This is a genomic window from Streptomyces sp. NPDC046465 (genome assembly GCF_040646035.1).
GTDB lineage: Bacteria > Actinomycetota > Actinomycetes > Streptomycetales > Streptomycetaceae > Streptomyces.
Window position 1 is genome coordinate 323,757 of sequence record NZ_JBEYZK010000001.1, and the last position, 17,130, is coordinate 340,886.

Annotated in this window: 19 protein-coding genes; 8 read left to right on the forward strand and 11 right to left on the reverse strand. The window is 72.7% G+C overall.

From position 1 onward, the window contains the following. The first annotated feature begins 63 nt into the window (after positions 1–63). A complete protein-coding gene (locus ABZ953_RS01475) occupies positions 64–687 on the forward strand; it encodes a helix-turn-helix domain-containing protein (RefSeq protein ID WP_361714830.1) in 624 nt (207 codons plus the stop codon). Here the strand turns inward: ABZ953_RS01475 and ABZ953_RS01480 are convergent. From ABZ953_RS01480 to ABZ953_RS01490, 3 genes are all read right to left on the reverse strand, one after another. Next, positions 649–1,866 (reverse strand): NAD(P)-binding domain-containing protein, encoded by a 1,218-nt coding sequence (locus ABZ953_RS01480; protein ID WP_361714833.1) that lies wholly within the window; start codon positions 1,864–1,866, stop codon positions 649–651. The genes ABZ953_RS01475 and ABZ953_RS01480 overlap by 39 nt on opposite strands. A 175-nt stretch (positions 1,867–2,041) precedes the next feature. Next, complete coding sequence (locus ABZ953_RS01485) at positions 2,042–2,632, reverse strand: GNAT family N-acetyltransferase (protein WP_361714836.1); 591 nt, start codon at positions 2,630–2,632, stop codon at positions 2,042–2,044. Between the two features lie 124 nt (positions 2,633–2,756). After that, positions 2,757–3,902: an agmatine deiminase family protein gene (locus ABZ953_RS01490; RefSeq protein WP_361714839.1), complete on the reverse strand. Its 1,146-nt coding sequence runs from the start codon at positions 3,900–3,902 to the stop codon at positions 2,757–2,759. Positions 3,903–4,000: 98 nt separating this feature from the next. Between ABZ953_RS01490 and ABZ953_RS01495 the strand changes: the two genes are divergently transcribed. Next, complete coding sequence (locus tag ABZ953_RS01495; protein WP_361714841.1) at positions 4,001–4,582, forward strand: TetR/AcrR family transcriptional regulator; 582 nt, start codon at positions 4,001–4,003, stop codon at positions 4,580–4,582. Positions 4,583–4,665: 83 nt separating this feature from the next. Beyond that, positions 4,666–5,565, forward strand: coding sequence for an aminoglycoside phosphotransferase family protein (locus tag ABZ953_RS01500; RefSeq protein WP_361714844.1), 900 nt, complete (start codon positions 4,666–4,668; stop codon positions 5,563–5,565). Between the two features lie 6 nt (positions 5,566–5,571). Here ABZ953_RS01500 and ABZ953_RS01505 read toward each other — a convergent pair whose 3' ends face one another. Then, a complete protein-coding gene (locus ABZ953_RS01505; protein ID WP_361715631.1) occupies positions 5,572–6,204 on the reverse strand; it encodes a LysE family transporter in 633 nt (210 codons plus the stop codon). 186 nt (positions 6,205–6,390) lie between these two features. Further along, on the reverse strand, positions 6,391–6,987 hold the full coding sequence (locus ABZ953_RS01510; RefSeq protein ID WP_361714847.1) for a TetR family transcriptional regulator C-terminal domain-containing protein: 597 nt from the start codon (positions 6,985–6,987) through the stop codon (positions 6,391–6,393). A gap of 108 nt (positions 6,988–7,095) precedes the next feature. On the opposite strand from ABZ953_RS01510, the gene ABZ953_RS01515 reads away from it, so the two are divergent. Next, entirely contained in the window at positions 7,096–7,413 is a 318-nt protein-coding gene (locus ABZ953_RS01515; protein ID WP_361714850.1) for a hypothetical protein, read from the forward strand. Positions 7,414–7,466: 53 nt separating this feature from the next. Beyond that, on the forward strand, positions 7,467–8,741 hold the full coding sequence (locus ABZ953_RS01520; RefSeq protein WP_361715634.1) for a pyroglutamyl peptidase: 1,275 nt from the start codon (positions 7,467–7,469) through the stop codon (positions 8,739–8,741). Here the strand turns inward: ABZ953_RS01520 and ABZ953_RS01525 are convergent. Then, positions 8,699–9,544 (reverse strand): EI24 domain-containing protein, encoded by an 846-nt coding sequence (locus ABZ953_RS01525; protein ID WP_361714853.1) that lies wholly within the window; start codon positions 9,542–9,544, stop codon positions 8,699–8,701. The genes ABZ953_RS01520 and ABZ953_RS01525 overlap by 43 nt on opposite strands. A gap of 137 nt (positions 9,545–9,681) precedes the next feature. Between ABZ953_RS01525 and ABZ953_RS01530 the strand changes: the two genes are divergently transcribed. Further along, positions 9,682–10,842, forward strand: coding sequence for a serine hydrolase domain-containing protein (locus tag ABZ953_RS01530; RefSeq protein ID WP_361714856.1), 1,161 nt, complete (start codon positions 9,682–9,684; stop codon positions 10,840–10,842). Positions 10,843–10,943: 101 nt separating this feature from the next. On the opposite strand, the gene ABZ953_RS01535 is transcribed toward ABZ953_RS01530, so the two are convergent. Beyond that, positions 10,944–11,372 (reverse strand): organic hydroperoxide resistance protein, encoded by a 429-nt coding sequence (locus tag ABZ953_RS01535; RefSeq protein WP_355808728.1) that lies wholly within the window; start codon positions 11,370–11,372, stop codon positions 10,944–10,946. 89 nt (positions 11,373–11,461) lie between these two features. After that, positions 11,462–12,493, reverse strand: a complete 1,032-nt coding sequence (locus tag ABZ953_RS01540) for an NADP-dependent oxidoreductase (protein ID WP_361714859.1) — start codon at positions 12,491–12,493, stop codon at positions 11,462–11,464. A 93-nt stretch (positions 12,494–12,586) separates the two neighbouring features. Here ABZ953_RS01540 and ABZ953_RS01545 point away from each other — a divergent pair, with 93 nt between their 5' ends. Then, the gene (locus tag ABZ953_RS01545) at positions 12,587–13,036 is read left to right on the forward strand and encodes a MarR family transcriptional regulator (protein WP_361714861.1); all 450 of its coding nucleotides are present in this window, start codon (positions 12,587–12,589) and stop codon (positions 13,034–13,036) included. A 319-nt stretch (positions 13,037–13,355) separates the two neighbouring features. On the opposite strand, the gene ABZ953_RS01550 is transcribed toward ABZ953_RS01545, so the two are convergent. From ABZ953_RS01550 to ABZ953_RS01560, 3 genes are all read right to left on the reverse strand, one after another. After that, entirely contained in the window at positions 13,356–14,060 is a 705-nt protein-coding gene (locus ABZ953_RS01550; RefSeq protein ID WP_361714863.1) for a hypothetical protein, read from the reverse strand. 107 nt (positions 14,061–14,167) lie between these two features. Beyond that, positions 14,168–15,511: a helix-turn-helix domain-containing protein gene (locus ABZ953_RS01555; protein WP_361715637.1), complete on the reverse strand. Its 1,344-nt coding sequence runs from the start codon at positions 15,509–15,511 to the stop codon at positions 14,168–14,170. A gap of 57 nt (positions 15,512–15,568) precedes the next feature. Beyond that, a complete protein-coding gene (locus ABZ953_RS01560) occupies positions 15,569–15,721 on the reverse strand; it encodes a hypothetical protein (protein ID WP_361714866.1) in 153 nt (50 codons plus the stop codon). Between the two features lie 256 nt (positions 15,722–15,977). On the opposite strand from ABZ953_RS01560, the gene ABZ953_RS01565 reads away from it, so the two are divergent. Continuing rightward, positions 15,978–17,012, forward strand: a complete 1,035-nt coding sequence (locus tag ABZ953_RS01565; RefSeq protein WP_361714869.1) for a DUF3068 domain-containing protein — start codon at positions 15,978–15,980, stop codon at positions 17,010–17,012. The last annotated feature ends 118 nt before the right edge of the window (positions 17,013–17,130 follow it).

The following is a 17,130-nucleotide window of genomic DNA, read 5'->3' on the forward strand; positions in this document are numbered from 1 at the left end:
CCCTCCATCGTGCATCGTCTACCAGTAGAGAGGTAGGTTTCGTTATCTCTCCGTGACTTGAGGATGTCGTACGGTCCTCCGGGCGGGGACGTACGGAAGGGGTGGGCCGTGGCGGCCAGGGCCAGGAGCGAGGAGCGGCGTGCGGAGATTCTGCGCGCGGCGTTCGAGGTGATCGCGGAGCGCGGCTACCGGGGCGCGAGCCTCGGCGCGGTCGCCGAGCGGGTCGGACTCACCCAGCAGGGCCTGCTGCACTACTTCCCCACGAAGGAGGCCCTGCTGGTAGCCGTCCTGGAGGCCCGCGACCAGTGGGACGCGGTGCCGCGCGGCGAGTGGCGGCTCGATCTGCTCGGCCCGCTGGTCGAGTACAACGCGATGCGCCCCGGCATCGTGCAGACCTTCTCCGCGCTGCTCGGCGAGAGCGTCACGGACGGACACCCCGCGCGCGCCTTCTTCACCGGGCGGTACGAGGCGGTGCGCGAGAGCTTCGCCGCGGTGCTGCGCGCCGAGTACGGTGAGCGGCTGCCGGGCGGGCTCACCCCGGAGGCCGCCGCTCCGCTGCTGGCCGCCGTGATGGACGGCCTGCAATACCAGTGGCTGCTCGACCCCGGCTCTGTGGACATGGCGGCGGCGTTCCGGGACTTCCTGAAGCTACTCGGCGACGGCGGCGACCACCTCGACCTCGACTAGCGCGCCCGGCGGGACGAGGCGCGGGACCGCGACGGTGGTGCTGGTGGGCGGGGTCCCGGGCAGGAACTCCCGGCGCACGGCCACGTAGGCGTCGAAGGCGTCCATGTCGGTCACGTACGTACGGATGTTGATGACGTCGTCGAGTCCCGCGCCGTGGGCCCTGAGCAGCTGTTGCAGGGCCTCGAAGACGCCGCGGGTCTGGGCGGCCATGCCGTCGCCCGCGGCACACTGCCCGGAGAGGTACAGCAGGACGCCGCCGTCCGCGTGCTCGACGCGGGCGACCTGCGAGTAGGGGCCCTGCGGGCGCGGTCCGGTGGCGGGGTTGCCGATGGTGACCTCCATGCCGCGTACTCCTTGGCGGGGGCCGGTGCGGCGGGCGCGGATGTGGGTGACCGCGTGGGCGACGTCCTCGTGGACGACGTCGGGGTCGGCGGCGGCCGCCTCGAAGTGGCCCAACACCGCCTCCATCATGGGCAGTCGCGCCGACCCCGTCGCCAGGGAGATGTCCTTGACGGCGAGATCGCTGCCGAAGTGCACGTCGGTCGCGAAGGCGCGGGCGACGGCGCCGCCGAGGGGCCCCGCGGCGAGCGCGTCCTTGGCGGTGGACTCGTCGAGACCGAGCGCGTCGGCGAGCTTCATGGCCTCGGCGACCAGGCCCACCCCGCCGATGACGGCGGTGTTCACGACGAGCTTGAGAGCGGCGCCGGTGCCGAGCGCGCCGGTGCGGGTGACGGGGCCGAACCGGGCGAGCACGTGCTCGACACCCGCCGCGTCGCCGCCCGCGAGGATGCCGAGCCGACCCTCGGCCGCCTTGTCGGTGCTGCCCATGACGGGGGCGTCGACGAGGGTGACACCGGCCGGGACGCGGTCCGCCAACTCCCGTACGGTGTCCGGTCCGACGGTCGACATCTCCACCCAGTACGTGCCGGTGCGCAACGCGGGAAGGACGGCATCGGCGACCTCGCGCACGGCGTCGGGGCCCGCGAGCATGGTGATGACGATGTCGGCCTCGCGTACGGCGCCGGCGGGGCTCGCGGCGGCGGTGGCGCCCGCCTCGACGAGGGGTCCAGCCTTCTCCGGGGAGCGGTTCCAGACGGTCAACGGGTGCCCTGCGGACAGGAGTTGACGGGCCATCGGCTCACCCATGTGACCGAGGCCGAGGAATGCGATCTTTTCCATGCGGTCGACGCTAGGCCCGGCCACGGGATGCGACAAGCAAATGTCTATCAGCGAGCCATGCCGAACCCGCTTGCCGCACACGGAGCCGCCGCCACGCCCGCGGTCTCCCCGACGGAACCACCCGCGCCGCCGGAGCTGCCGATCCCGGAACCGGTGATCCCTGAGCTGTCGACCGCTAGGCCGCGTCGTTCGCGCGTACATGGAGGCGGACGTGGAGGTGGCCCTCGTCCGGGTAGGCGGGCGGGAACGGTGGCAGTACGGAGTCCAGGACGTACCCGCACTTCTGGGCGACGCGGCAGGAGCTCTCGTTGGTGACGGTGTGGAGGAGTTCGAGGCGCCCGGCCGGGGTCAGGTGCGGCGAGGCGAGCGCCCAGCGGGAGACCGCTTCCAGGGCGCGCGGGGCCACGCCGGTGCCCCGGGCTTCGGGCGCGGTCCAGTAGCCCACCTCCGAGGAGGCACCGGGCCGCGCACTGTCCGGCACGACCTTGAGCAGGACCTGCCCCAGCAGGCGTCCGGCCCCGTCGTCACCATCGCCCGCCTCGGTCACGGCGAAGTTGTACCGGGTGCCCGCGGCCCACGCCTCGGTCTGCTCGTCCATCCAGCGGTGCGCGTCGGCCGTGCTCGCCAGATCCGTCGTGATCCAGCGGCGCAGCTCCGGGTGGCGGTGGGCCGCGAGGAGGGCGGGGACGTCGCGGGGATGCCACGGCCTGAGCGTCAGCCCCGGCGCGGAGGGGAGGTGCTGGGCGCCGGTAGGTGTCTCGGTCACGCGGCTTCTTCTCCTGTGCCGGGTGGGCGGGTGGTGTGGGCGGCGCGGGCGGCGCGGGCGGGTGCCGCGCGCTCACTGGCGACCGGTGACCGATCACCAGTCACCGGAAGCACACTCACACACCTCAGCCCTTCTTCGGTAGCTGCTGCGTCGCGCAGTGGATGCCGCCGCCGCCCTCGCCGAGCGTGTCCACCGGCACCTGGGCGACCCGCCGTCCCGGGTACAGGTCCCGGACGATCGACGCCGCCGCGTCGTCCGCCTTCCGGTCGCCGAAGCGGGGCATGACCACGCCGCCGTCGGCCACGTAGTAGTTCACGTAGGTCGCGAGGAAGTCGTCGCCCCGGCGGCCGATGTCGACCGGTTCGGGCAGGGAGACGATGTCGAGGCGCTTGCCACGGGCGTCCGTCGCTTCGTCGAGGGCGCCGCGCGCCTGTGCGTACGCCTTCGCCCAGACGTCCTCGGGCGCCGTCGGGTCCGGGGTGCTCATGAGGACCACGCCGGGTTCGGTGAACCGGGCAAGCGCGTCGATGTGGCAGTCCGTGATGTCCTCGCCCCGGACGCCGTCCACCCAGATGACCTTGGTGGCGCCGAAGAGGCCCTTGAGCTCGCGCTCGATGTCGGCGCGGGACTTTCCGGGGTTGCGGTTGTCGTTGACCAGCGAGCTCTCGGTCGCGAGCAGCGTGCCGGCCCCGTCGACCTCGATCGCGCCGCCCTCCCCGACGAGGGGCGCCTCGATCCTGGCGATGCGCCGGTCCGCGAGGATCTCCCGCGCGACCTTTCCGTCGCGGCCGTGCTCCTGCTTGTCGCCCCAGCCGTTGAAGTTGAGGTCGACGCCCGCGATGCCGTCCGGGCCGAGGACGAAGCTCGGTCCGGTGTCCCGCATCCACAGGTCGTCCACCGGCACCGGCACGACCGTCACGCCCGAGCCGCAGGCGCGCCGGGCCCCGGCCACGTCCCGCTCGTTCGCCAGCAGGGTCACCGGCTCGAACTCGGCGATCGTCCGGGCGATCCGCGCGATGTCCTGCCGCACGCCGTGCACGTCGGACTTCCAGACGCCGCGGGTCGGCCAGGACATGTACGTCAGCTCGTGCGGCGCCGCCTCCTCGGGCATGCGCCGGTCGCCGCCGGGGGTCGCGGCGGCGGGCGTGGTCCGGTCGCGCCCCCGCTCAGTGCCACCGCGGCCGCCCCCGCAAGCGCTCAGCGTCGCGCCGAGGGCGGCGAGGCCCCCGGTCCCTACGGCCCGGCGCCTGGACATCCGCGTGAACGACATGATCGATTCCCTTGACTGAAAATTTGGTCAGTACGAGCGTAAGGCATGATCGGGCATCGGACACGTCGACCGTCTTTCCTCAGGCAGTGGAGTACGCGATGCCGGACAGGCCCACCCAGATCCTCGAAGCCGCCGCCCGGCTCATCGCCCGTCGCGGCGTGCGCGGGCTGCGTGTCGAGGAGGTCGCCACGGAGGCCGGTGTCTCGACCGCCCTGATCTACTACCACTTCAAGGACCGCGCGGGGCTGCTCCGCCGCACCCTTGAGTTCATCAGCCGCCGCGCCGTCCGCTATACCGACCCGGCCCTCGACACCGCCCCGGACCACGACCCCCGCGCCCAGCTCACCGAGCTGCTGCTCCTGGAACTCCAGGACACCCCCCGCGTACGGGAGAACAGCGCGGCCTGGGGCGAGCTGCGCGCCACCGCCGTCTTCGACCCGGACCTGCGCGAGCAGCTCGCCACCGCCACCCGGGAGTGGGTCGACGACCTGGCGCACCTGGTACGGCAGGCGGAGGCCGCCGGGCAGACCGGTGCCGGTGTCGACGCGCGGGCCGCGGCCGAGCGGCTCACGGCGCTGGTCGAGGGGCTGAGCGAGCGGTGGCTGAGCGACTCGCTGCCGCTCGACCGGGCCCACGAGCTGCTGCGCGGCGCGGTCGGCCTGGAGCTGGGGCGGCCCTGAGCCGCCGGGACAAGACGTCCTCGTACACGACGTCCTCGTACACGACATCCTCGTACAGAACAGACCAGGGGGCACGGGGAACAATGAGTACGGGCAAGATGCACGCGGACGAGGCCGCCATCGACGAGGCTCTGGTGCGCCGCCTCGTCGACGCCCAGTTCCCGGCGTGGTCCGGGCTCCCGGTGGAGCGGGTGGACTCCGCGGGGACGTCCAACGCCATGTACCGGCTCGGCGCGGACATGGTGGTGCGGCTGCCGCGCGTCGCGGGGTCCGCCGAGGACGTGGAGCGGGAGCATCGGTGGCTGCCCCGGCTCGCGCCCGCGCTGCCCGTCGCGATCCCCGTGCCACTCGGCAAGGGCGCGCCGGGTGAGGGATTCCCGTACTCCTGGTCGGTCTTCCGGTGGCTGGACGGCGCGACGCCCGAGCCCGGCCGTCCCCTCGCCGAGCCCGTCCTGTTCGCCAAGGACGTCGCGGCGTTCCTTGCCGCCCTGCGCGAGGTGGACGCGGCCGGGGCGCCCGCCGCCTACCGCAGCGATCCCCTCGCCGGACGCGACGCCGAGACGCGCGCGACGCTCGCCCGGGTGCGCGGCACCGTGGACGAGCGGGCCACGACCGCCGTGTGGGAGGCGGCACTCGACGCCCCGGCCTGGGGGCGGCCCGCCGTCTGGGTCCACGGCGACCTGCAACCGGGCAACGTCCTCGCCGAACGCGGCCGGCTCGCCGCCGTCATCGACTTCGGGTGCATGGGTGCGGGTGACCCCGCGGTCGATCTGATCTCCGCCTGGTACCTGATGGACGCCGAGGCCCGCGAGGCCTTCCGCGCCGAGCTCGGGCGGGCCGCCGACGACGCCATGTGGGCGCGCGGGCGGGGCTGGGCCCTGACGATCGCCCTCATGGAGCTCGCCTACTACCGGGAGACGAATCCGGTAATGGCAGGCATCGCGCGCCGCGTCGTCGAGCGGCTGACGGAGTCCGGCGCGTAGGCGGTCTCACCCCGCGTACAGGAGCAGGTGGACCGCGAGGCCGGTGATCAGCGCGCTCGACGTGAGCGCCGTGACCAGTCGGCCCCGTCGGCTCGTCAGCACCCGGCCGAGCAGCGCGCCGCCGCCCGCCAGAAGCAGTTGCCAGCTCGCCGACGCGGCGAGGGCGGCCAGCGCGAACACGCCCTGTTCCAGGTGCGTCAGCGTGGCCGTGGCCGGGCTGCCGAGGACGAGCGCGGCGAAGTAGATCACCGTGGCGGGGTTGAGGAGCGTAATGCCGAGCAGGGCGGCGTAGGCGCGGGCGGGGCCGATGGGGGTGCCGGTCCGCGCGGTGGTCGCGGCGCGCCTGCGGTACTCGCCGACGGCCGCCGTGGCGCCGCGCGCCGCCAGCGCGAGGAGCACCAGGACGGAGGCCCAGCGCAACGGCGTCAGGACCGGCTCGACGACACCGGTCAGCGAGGCGCCGCCGACCGCGGCGACGAGCGCGTAGAGGCCGTCGGCGGTGGCGACTCCGAGGGCGGCACAGGCACCGGTCCGCAGGGATGTGCGCGCGGTGAGCGCCACGAGGTAGGTCCCGACCCCGCCGACCGGCATGGCAATGCCGTACCCGGCGAGCAGCCCCGCGACGAGGACGGCGCTCACGCGCGCGCGTGAATCGGCCTCCACGCATGACCGTCCTGCTGCTGCCGCACCCGTGCCGGACGGGCGGCGGGGGTGCTGGTCAGCGGCAGGGCGGCGGTGGCCGGGCACGGGTTCATGGGTCGAGCGTGGCGGGGGGTCACCGGGGGCGGCAACTGATTTACGCCCACCGATCAGGCGGTCAAGCGGTCAAGCGGTCAAGCCCACCGCATACCTCTCCAAGATCTCGCGCGCCTCCCCCAGCGTCCGGTGGCCCACCAGTACCTGTGCGGTGAGGCCCTCCGTCAGGGCGAGCAGGGTGGCGGCCTCGGTGGACGGGTCGGAGGCGGGGCTCAGTTCGCCGGTTTCCTGGCCGTGGCCGATCAGCCAGGCGAGGAGTTCATGCGACTTTCCGTACGTCTCGCGCAGCACCGCCGCCAGTTGCTCGCTCACCGCCGCGTGCGCGACGAACGCTCCCCAGACCTGCGCCTCCGTCCTGTCCTCAGGCTCGACGAGTGCGAGCGCCGACAGCGCGCGGTGGAGCAGGGTGACGGCCGACCGCGGGGTGCCCGACGCCTCGATGCGTGCCTTCGCCCGGTCGCCGATCCGCTGCGAGATGCTCTCCAGCGCGAAGAGCAGCATCTCGTCCTTGGTGCGGAAGCAGCGCTGGACCGCACCCATCGACACCCCCGCCTCCGTGGCGACGTCCCGGAGGCTGACGGATTCCATCCCGGAGCGGGCGATCAGGGCGCAGACGGCTTCGGCGATGCGGCTGCGGCGGTCCTCGTAGTCGACCTGCTTGGGCACGTCCGGATCCTCTTCGTGTCGACACCGAAGGATTTCGATGCGGTTGCATCGTATCCCGATCTCAGGGCACGATCTGATGCGACCGCATCGGAACGAGGGGAGACACACATGGCGACGCAGGCCAGCCAGACCGGCCCCACCGGCCCCACCGGCCAGAACAGGCAGAACAGGCAGAACAGGCAGAACAGGCAGAGCGAACAGGGCAAGAAGTCCTCCGTGGGGCTGTTCGCCCTCTTCGGGTTCATCCTGCTCGTGCAGGGCTTCGGCTCCGCGATCACGGAGTCCGGCTGGGACACCGCCTTCGGCGTCTCCGCCGTGCTGCGCGAGGCCGGCGCCCCGGGCTGGACGGATCTGGTGGTCGGAGCGCTGGGCTGCGTACTCCTTGCCATGGCGGTCCGCGGTCGGACGCCGCGGAAGTCCCCGTAGCGCTCACCCCTCCCGCCCCGCGATACTTCCGCCACCTCACTGGTTACGGAAGGATTCGTGTGCTCTCTCGACTTGGTGCCCTCGGTATCGCCGCTCTGCTTGCCGGGGCCGCCGTCCCGGCTTCCGCCTCCGCCTCCGTCTCCGCCGCCCCGGCCGGGCGGTCGGCCCCCACCGCGGAGGAGGCCCGGCTCGACCGCGCCGCCCCGCAGGAGATATTGCGGCGCAGCGGATTCGACTCGCAGGCCCCGGAGTTGGCGCGTGCGCTGGGCAGGTCCCACTCGTACGACGGGGCACGCCGCCTCGTCGTACGCGAAGGCAGGTCGCTGTGGCGGCGGGCCGTCGAGAGGGCGCAGGGGCACGGGCCCGCCGGGGCGCGGGCGGCTCTCAGCCGGGACGACGACCGGCCGCTGTACTGGGCGCGGCTCGGCATGACGCGGGAGCTGCGGGAGTGGGCGCCCACCCGGTTCGCCCTGACCGAGGCGCAACGCCAACGGCTCATCCGCGAGTTGGAGACGTCCTCGCGCGGCCAGGACACCGTCGACCACCGGTCCGGCGGCCACAAGCACATGAAGCGCATCCTCGTCACCGGCTTCGACCCGTTCACCCTCGACCGGGACGTCCGCATCAGCAACCCGTCGGGTGCCGCCGCCCTCGCCCTGGACGGCACCACGATCCGGACCCCCGACGGGCCCGCGCGCGTCGAAGCCGTGGTCTTCCCGGTCCGGTGGCAGGACTTCGCCGACGGCGCCGTGGAGCGGGCGCTGCGCCCGCACCTGCCGCATGTCGACCTGTTCACCACCATCAGCCAGGGGCGCGTCGGCCGGTTCGACATCGAGCGGACCAACGGCGCCTGGCGCGGCGGCTTTCCGGACAACGAGAACGTGTCGCGCACCGAGACCGTGCCGGTGACCGATCCCGCGTCCCAGCCCCAGTGGACGTCCACGACCCTCCCGTACAAGAAGATCAAGGACGCGCGGACCGGCCGCTTCCCCGTGTACGACAACACGTCGGTGACCGAGATCCCGGCGGGCGGCAGCGAGCCCGTTGTCCGGCCCGACGGGCCCACCGAAGGTTCGACGGCGCGCGCGGGCGGCGGCGGGGACTACCTGTCGAACGAGATCGGCTACCGCGCGACGCTCCTGCGCGACCGGCTCGGGCTGCACGGCCGGCTGCCCGGCGGCCATGTGCACACTCCCGTCCTGCAGTTCGGCGCGGGGAACACGGACCCGGCGACGGGCGACGTCACCGATCCCGAGTTCGTGCGGAACCGGCTCGACATCATCGCTCAGGTGCGGGGGATCCTCCGGGTGGCCGCGTCGTCGTCCTGACGACCCGCACCCGGAGCGCGACCGCCGTCGCCATCCCTGTCGCCGTCGCCACCGCCGTCGGTGCTGTTCTCGCCGAGGAGGTCCCGTGCCATCAGCGTCGCGCCCGCGACCGCGCCCGGCATCAGGAACACCGCGACGAACGGCACCAGGAAGGCGACGGCGAGCGGCGCCCCGAAGCCCCAGGCGAGTTGCTTGCGGGAGCGGAGCAGGGCGAGCCGGTCGCGCAGTTCGACGCCGCGGCGCTGCAGGGCGACCGCGGCGAGCTCCTCGACGAGGAAGAAGCCGGTGACGCAGAAGCCGATCACCGGGACGACGGTCTGCCCCGCCACCGGGATGAAGCCGAGCGCGAAGAGCAGCACGCCCCAGAGCGCGGCCCGCACCAGGACGCGGAGGCTGTCCCTCGCGGAGATCCACAGTTCGCGCCAGAGCGGCAGGCCCGATTCGGGGGCGTGGCCGGACTCGGCGATGTCGACCTTCTCGGAGAGCGACTCGTAGAACGGCTGCCCGACCAGGAGCGTCACCGCGGTGAAGGTGAGCACGGAGAGCAGCAGCGCGAGGGCGAAGAGCAGGGCCGTCAGGAAGCCGCGGAAGAGGCCGAGCCAGGGCGAGGACCAGTCGTCGGCGAACGGCGTGGCCCAGCCGACGAGGTCGGAGCCCCAGAGGGCGAGCGCGACGAGCGCGACCGCGTAGAGAACGAGGGTGATGAGGCCGGGCAGCAGGCCCCATCCGTACTGCTTGCCGTGCTGGGCGACCCAGCGCTGCCCCTTCACCAAGTAGCCGAAGCCCACACCCAGATCGCGCATGCGGCACACCTTAGCCGCAGGTGGGCGGGGGGAGCGTCGCCCGGTGGCGGCTGAGCGCCGAGGCGGGGAATTACTCTCCGGGGCGTGGCCGTTGATCAGGTACCGACCAACTCGACTCGCCCCGGAGGCCATTCCGTATGACTCGCGAGATCAAGGTGCAGGGCACGGTCGCCGACGGTTACGAGGCCGTGCGCGACGAGTTCACCGCCGTCCTCGCCGCCGAGGACCCCCACTACGCCGGGCAGCTTGCCGCGTACGTCAAGGGCCGCAAGGTCGTCGACCTGTGGGCGGGACCCGACACCGACGGCTCCACCCTGTACGGCGTGTACTCGTCCACCAAGGGCGCGGCCCACCTCGTCGTCGCCCTGCTCGTCCAGGACGGCACACTCGATCTGGACCGCGAGGTCGCCCACTACTGGCCCGAGTTCGCCGCCGGGGGCAAGGGCGCCGTCACCCTGCGCGAGCTGCTCGCCCACCGGGCGGGGGTCGTGGGCGCCGACACCGGCTTCTCCCCCGAGGAACTCGCCGACGACCGGACGATCGCCGCCCGGCTCGCCGGGCAGCGCCCGCGCTGGCGGCCGGGCACCGCCTTCGGCTACCACGCCCTGGCCATCGGGGCGCTCACCGGCGAGGTGGTGTTCCGCGCCACCGGCCGGACCCTTCAGGAGCTGTACGAGGAGCGGGTGCGCGCCCCGCACGGCCTCGACTTCTTCCTCGGCCTGCCCGAGGAGCACGAGGGGCGGTTCCGCTCCGTCCTGCCGATGGACCCGACGCCCGAGCAGCAGGTGCTCCTCGCGACGACGGAGACCGGCCCGCAGAGCCTGACCGCCGTGGCCTTCAACCGCCACGGGACCGAGCCCACCGACCTCGAAGCGCTGCCCAACTCCCGCCCGGTGCGCGCCAAGGGCCCCGCCTCGGTCGGCGGTGTGGCCTCCGCGCGCGGCCTGGCCGGGATGTACGCGGCGGCGGTCACCGGCATCGAGGGGCGCGAGTCGCTCCTGACGCCGGAGACCGTCGCCGAGTTCGGACAGGTCCAGTCGGTCGGGTACGACCTGGTGTCGCGGGCGCACAAGGTCTTCGCGGTCGGCTTCCAGGCCACGTCCGACGCCCTGTTCCCGTTCCTGGGCGCGGGCTCCATCGGGCACAGCGGCGCGGGCGGCTCGCAGGCGTTCGCCGATCCGAGCAGCGGGCTCGCCTACGGGTACGCGCGGCGGCGGTTCGCCTTTCCCGGCGGGTCCGCGCCCGAGAACGAGCGCCTTGCACGGGTCGTGCACGAGGCGGCGCTCGCCACGGGCTGATCCCGCCCCCGCCCTACGGGGGCACGCGCTCCCTACGGGGGCAGGCGACGGAGGGCCGCACCCCCGCCGGGATGCGGCCCTCCGTCGTACGGCGAGCGGGGTCAGGCGACCGCGAGCTCGACCTTGATGTTGCCGCGCGTGGCGTTCGAGTACGGGCACACCTGGTGGGCCTTCTCGATCAGGGACTGCGCGGTGGCCGCGTCCACGTTCGGGATGGAGGCGGTGATCGCGACCTCCAGGCCGAAGCCCCCGGCCTCGTTCTGGCCGATGCCGACCTTGGCGGTCACGGTCGAGCCGGAGATGTCGGCGTTCTCCTTGCGGGCGACCACGCCGAGGGCGCCCTGGAAGCAGGCGCTGTAGCCGGCCGCGAAGAGCTGCTCGGGGTTGGTGCCCGCGCCGCTGCCGCCCATTTCCTTCGGCGGGTTCACGACGACGTCGAGCTTGCCGTCGTCGCTGGCCACGCGGCCGTCGCGGCCGTTCTCCGCGGTGGCGACGGCGGTGTACTTGACGTCGATCTTCTGGATGGACATAAGTGCTTGTTCCTCCTGAGATGTGACGTGGTGCGCGCCCACAACCACGATTTGTGGAATTAGGTTATCGGATACCGGAAGAGCACCGGTCAGGCGAGGGAGACGATCATCTTTCCGGTGTTCTCGCCGCGGAGCATGCCGAGGAATGCCTCCACGCCGTTCTCCACGCCCTCGACGACCGTCTCGCGGTACTTGAGCTCGCCGGAGCGGATCCAGCCGCCGACCTCGCGGACGAACTCGGGCTGGAGGTCGCTGTGGTCCTGCACGAGCATGCCCTGCAGGCGCAGGCGCTTGCCGATGACGAGGGCCAGGTTGCGCGGGGCCGGGGTCGGCTCCTTGTCGTTGTAGGCCGCGATCATGCCGCAGATGGTGACGCGGCCGTGCACGTTCAGACGGCTGATGGCGGCCTCCAGGTGCTCGCCGCCGACGTTGTCGAAGTAGACGTCGATACCGTCGGGGGCGGCCTCCTTGAGCTGCTCGGCGACCGGCTTGTCGTCCTTGTAGTTGAAGGCCGCGTCGAAGCCGTACTCCTCGACGAGCAGCTTGACCTTGTCCTCCGAACCGGCCGAGCCGATGACGCGCGAGGCGCCCTTCAGCTTGGCGATCTGGCCGACCTGGCCGCCGACGGCACCGGCGGCGCCGGAGACGAAGACGGCGTCGCCCTCCTTGAAGGAGGCCACTTCGAGCAGCCCGGCGTACGCGGTCAGACCCGTCATGCCGAGCACGCCGAGGTACGCGGAGAGCGGCGCGGCCTGCGCGTCGACCTTCGTGGCGTGCTGGGCGGGGACGGAGGCGTACTCGCGCCAGCCCGCGAAGTGCAGGACGTGGTCGCCCACCGCGAAGCCGTCGGCGTTCGACGCGACGACCTCGCCGACCGCGCCGCCCTCCATGGGACGGTCGAGCTGGAACGGCGGGACGTACGACTTCACGTCGTTCATCCGGCCCCGCATGTACGGGTCCACGGAGAAGTAGAGGTTGCGGACGAGGACGCGGCCCTCGGCCGGGGCCTCCACGGGGACCTCGCGCAGTGCGAAGTCCTCCGGGACCGGCCAGCCGGACGGGCGCCGCACGAGGTGCCACTCACGGCTTACGGAGGGGAGCTGCTCGGGGGTGACGGTCATGGGGGCGTCCTCCTACAAGAGATGCTTCAGGTTCTGAAACAACCATGCTTCTGAATATTTCACGATGTCAAGTAAACGGGTAGCCTGGTGAGCATGGCCACCAGTGACTCCCGTGCCCGCTCTCCCCGCACCGACCCGCTGACGCTCGAAGTCGTCGAGCTCATCGGCTCGGTCGTGGCCCGCTACCACGAGGAGTACGAGGAGGCTGCCGCCGGGCACGCGCTGACCGGGGCGCAGGCACGCGTACTGGGACTGCTCTCCCTCGAACCTATGCCCATGCGCCGCATCGCGCAGAAGCTGAAGTGCGAACCGTCGAACATCACGGGGATCGTGGACCGGCTCGAGGCGCGGGGGCTCGTCGAGCGGCGGGCGGACGCGGGGGATCGGCGGGTGAAGCTGGCTGCGGCCACGGAGGCCGGTGTCGAGGTCGCCCGCGGCCTGCGGGAGTCCCTTCACTTCGCGCGGGAGCCGTTGGCCGAGTTGTCGCGGGACGAGCGGGTCGCTCTGCGCGGGCTCCTGCGGAGGATGCTCGGCGAGGTGTGAGGTTCACCTGGGCGGCGGGGTGTGCTCGGGTGCGGGTCCGCTGTGGTCGCTCGCGCAGTTCCCCGCGCCCCTGGGCCGTCCGGAGTGCTCGGCGCCCTGAGGTGAAGGGGGTGCGGGGGTGGTGATCTCGGGTGCGGGTCCGCTGTGGTCGCTCGCGCAGTTCCCCGCGCCCCTGGGCCGTCCGGAGTGCTCGGCGCCCTGAGGTGAGGGGGGTGCGGGGGTGGTGATCTCGGGTGCGGGGCCGTCGTGGTCGCTCGCGCGGTTCCCCGCGCCCCTGGCCGTCCGGGGGCGCCCGGCGGCTGGAAGTGGAGCGCGACTGCTATGTGCACCACCACAGGAAGCGGTCGCAGGTTTGGGTGGGGGCGGGGGGCGTCGTTGGTTTGGGGTGAGTGGTGGCGGGTGGGGGTGTCGGGCGGGGTGGGGCCGGGGTGTTGCCCGGGGGTGCGGGGGCGTTTGAGGGTGGGGGGTCGGCGCTGTCGTCGCCCTCGTCGGCGCCCTGCGCCTTGTCGCCCTCGCGGCCCTCGTCCGCACCCTCGTCCCGCTGCCGCTTCCTCTCCGCCGCACGGCGGGCCGCCTCCGCCGACGGTGCCGCCGACGTGGCCGACGCGTCCTCCACCGCGGTGCCGCCGTCCGCACCCGCACCCGCGTCCGGGCCCGCGGACCCCGTGGGGGACGGATCCGCCGTCGCGTCGCCGTCCGGCACGGACGACGCCGCGGGGTCCTCGGACGCGCCCTCCGTGCCCAGCTCGGCGAGGCTCAGGCCGCCCGCCGCCAGTGCCAGGCCCGCCGTGACGAAGAGGATCTTGCGGCGCCTGCGCCGGTGCGCCCTGCGCCCGCGCTCCCTGCGGCGGCCGCGGCCTCGCGGGGACGACTCCTCGTACCCGTCGTCACCGGCGCCCGCTTCTCCCCGCGACGGCGCGGCGACCGACTGCGCATACTCCCGGCACGCTTCGGCCGGGGTTCCGCACCCCGGGCAGGCGAGGGCGCCATTGAGGTGCCTGCGGCACGGGTGGCAGTAGTCCATGAGGCCTGGAGGCTAAGTGCCGCATCGGCGACAGCGGAAGTCGACACTGTGAAAGTTGTGTGCGGAATCGAAAGGTCCGGTCGCGACCGGGGTTCGGGGGCAGGCGCTCAGGCTCTGCCCAGGAGTCCCCGCAACCGGCGGGCCCGCAGTACCAGTTCCAGTTCGAACCGGCGGTCCGGGTCGTCGATCTCGTCGCCCCAGAGTTCCCTGATCTGGCGCAGGCGGTAGCGCACCGTCTGCGGGTGAACGCCCAGGCGGGCCGCCACCTCGGGGGCGCCGCCGCGGGTTTCCAGCCAGGCGAGCAGGGTCTCCGCGAGGCGGCGCCCGTGGGCGGGGCCGCAGTGGTCGAGCGGGGCCAGACAGCGGCGGGCCAGGTCCTCGATGAGCTCTTCGGGCTGCAGGAGCACCAGCGCCTCCGTGTGCTCCGTGCAGTGCAGGACCTCACCGGAGGGCAGCAGGCCGCGCTCCATCAGGCGTACGGCGGCCTCCGCCCAGCGCAGCGACTTCGCCGCGTCGACCAGGGCCACGGGCGGGCCGATGGCGCCCGACCAGCCGGACATGGCGCGGCGCAGGAGCTCGGGGCGGCCTGCCGCGTCGGGGTCGGGCACCACCATGCGCGGCTGTTCGGCCTCCATGTCGAGGAGGACGCCCTGTCCCACCGCGGGCGCGACGGCCTCGCGCGCGGGGCGCAGGAGTACGCCGACGGCGACGCGTTCGGGCAGCTGCCAGCCGACGCGGGCGGCGCGTTCGCCGAGGCCGTTGCCGAAGGACGCGGGTCCGGTGCCCGACGAGGTGCCCGACGAGGTGCCGGATGAGGTGCCGGAACCGGTGCCGTGGAATGCCCCGGGTGCCCCGGGTGCTCCGGTCGTCGCTCCGGCGTCCGAGCGCCGCTCCGCCAGCAGCAGCTCCATCAACTTCCGTTGCAGGCGCAGGCGTTCACCCGCCTCGCGCGCCGCCGCCTCCGCGTATCCGCGTACGGACTGGTCGACGAGGCCGTCCAGGTACTCGAAGCCCGACTCGGCGAGCTCGTACATGGCCGGGGGCGGGATCTCGATCTGCTGGCCGATCTCGGCGAGGCGCCGCCAGGCGAGGCGCACCCCGAGGCGGTAGATCGCCTGCAACGAGTCGAGGGTGCGGCCGTGCAGGCCCTCGCCGCGGCCGAACTCCTGGAAGACCTCCAGGTGGTAGCGCGGCCGCCCCTCCTGGGACGCGATCTCCTTGACGAAGCCCTCCAGGGCGCGGCGGATGCCGATCAGGGCCATCGGCTCGCCCGAGTCGTCGAGGACGACGGGGAGGCCGGGGTACTCCGCGCGGATCTCGCGCAGGATGTCCTGGGCGAGCGCGGGGACCTCCTCCAGGGCGAGCGCGGCGAACTGCCGCACCTGCCGCGGCGGTACGTCACGCCAGGCGGAGCGGGCCGCCGGGCGGTCCGGGTCCTCGTCGGCGGTCATGGGAACGGGGGCGGCGGCGGTCTCGGCGGGCTGGATGTCGGTCGCGGCCACGGCCGGTCACTGTCCCCGCGCCGGTGTCTCGTAATGCACCAGTGGCGTGTTGGGCTGGTCCGGTGTGGCGTCGAGGAGCGCGACGATGCCGAGCGCGGCGCCCACAGCGAGGAGCGCGCCGGCGGCGACGGTCAGTGAAGCGGCGAGCAATCGGTGCATTGCGAGGGTCAGCCTCTCTGTCGGAGGTCGTCCCCACCCGGGTCACACAGCCCTGGTCACGCAGACTCTCGGCCAGGTCGAGCGGCTCGGCCGCAGTGCCCTGGTCACACAGCATGTGGTCACACAGCATTTACCGGCCCCGCCCGGCAAGTGCCCAGTCTCTGCAATGCATTGACACTTCGTCAAGGGTGCGCTTACGGTTCCCGGCCCATACGGCTCGGTAACACTCTCCCGCCCTCAGCCCAGGAGTGACCTCATGCGCCGCACCGCCTCTCCTCTGTCGCTGATCCTTCTCGGGCTCGGCGCGTTTCTTCTGGTCCTGGCACCGATGCTCGCCTGGTACGTCGAGCCGCGCGCGAAACGCACGCCGGTCGACATCGACACCGTCACCGTCTTCAAGGGCAAGGGGAGTTACTTCGACACCGAGAAGATCAAGACCGTGCACGACAAGAACCTCACCGTCACCCGGCAGGTGCGCGGCGACGTCGACGACAGCGAGGACAGCGGGCGGGCCGTCTGGGACGTGTCCACGTCCGTGGACCCGGACAAGTCGCTGCCCGCGGCGGACCCGCACGACTCGCTCCAGTGGACGCTGGAACGCTGGGTCACCGATCGGAAGACGAACGCGCCTGTGCACTGCTGCGGCGAGGAGCCCTACTTCGAGGGCGAGGCGTACCTGAAGTTCCCCTTCGACGTGGAGAAGCGGTCCTACCGCTGGTGGGACAACACGCTGGGCGCGACGGTGCCGCTGACCTACCGGGGCACGAAGAAGATCCAGGGGTACGAGGGTTACCGCTTCACGGCCACCGTGAAGGCCGCCAAGACGGGCACGCGTCAGGTGCCGGGGCGGATGGTCGGGCAGCCGCGGAAGAGCCAGGTGATCGCGGACGAGTACTACGCCAACCACGGCATCGAGCTCGTCGCCGACCAGCGCACGGGGCGGATCATCTACGCCGCCATCGGCCCCCGCAAGACGCTGCGCGCGCCGGGCTCGGACAAGGACTCGACGGTGCTGCTCGACAGCGAGCGGATCGCGTTCACGCCGGCCACGCAGAAGGAGCAGGTGAAGCTCGCCGACGACGACAGCGGCCGGTTGAAGCTGGTCGGCGAGACGCTTCCGGTCGCGGCGGCGGTGCTGGGCGGGGTGCTCGCGGTGGCCGGATCCGTGCTCCTCGCGCGAGGGCGTCGTGGCGACGGGGCAAACGGTCCCGGAAGGCCGGGTAAACCGGCGGAGCCGGGGAGTCCGAATCCTGGGACGTCGCCGACCTCCCTGCAGACGACCACGATGTGATGAGGTGTCAGCTGTTGAAAGCCCGGAAATTGTCACTTCCGTGAGTAGCCGCGCGGTACGGGGCGGCGAACACTGACCACCCCACCCGCGCACAGCCCCCGCATGAACCGAGCACCGC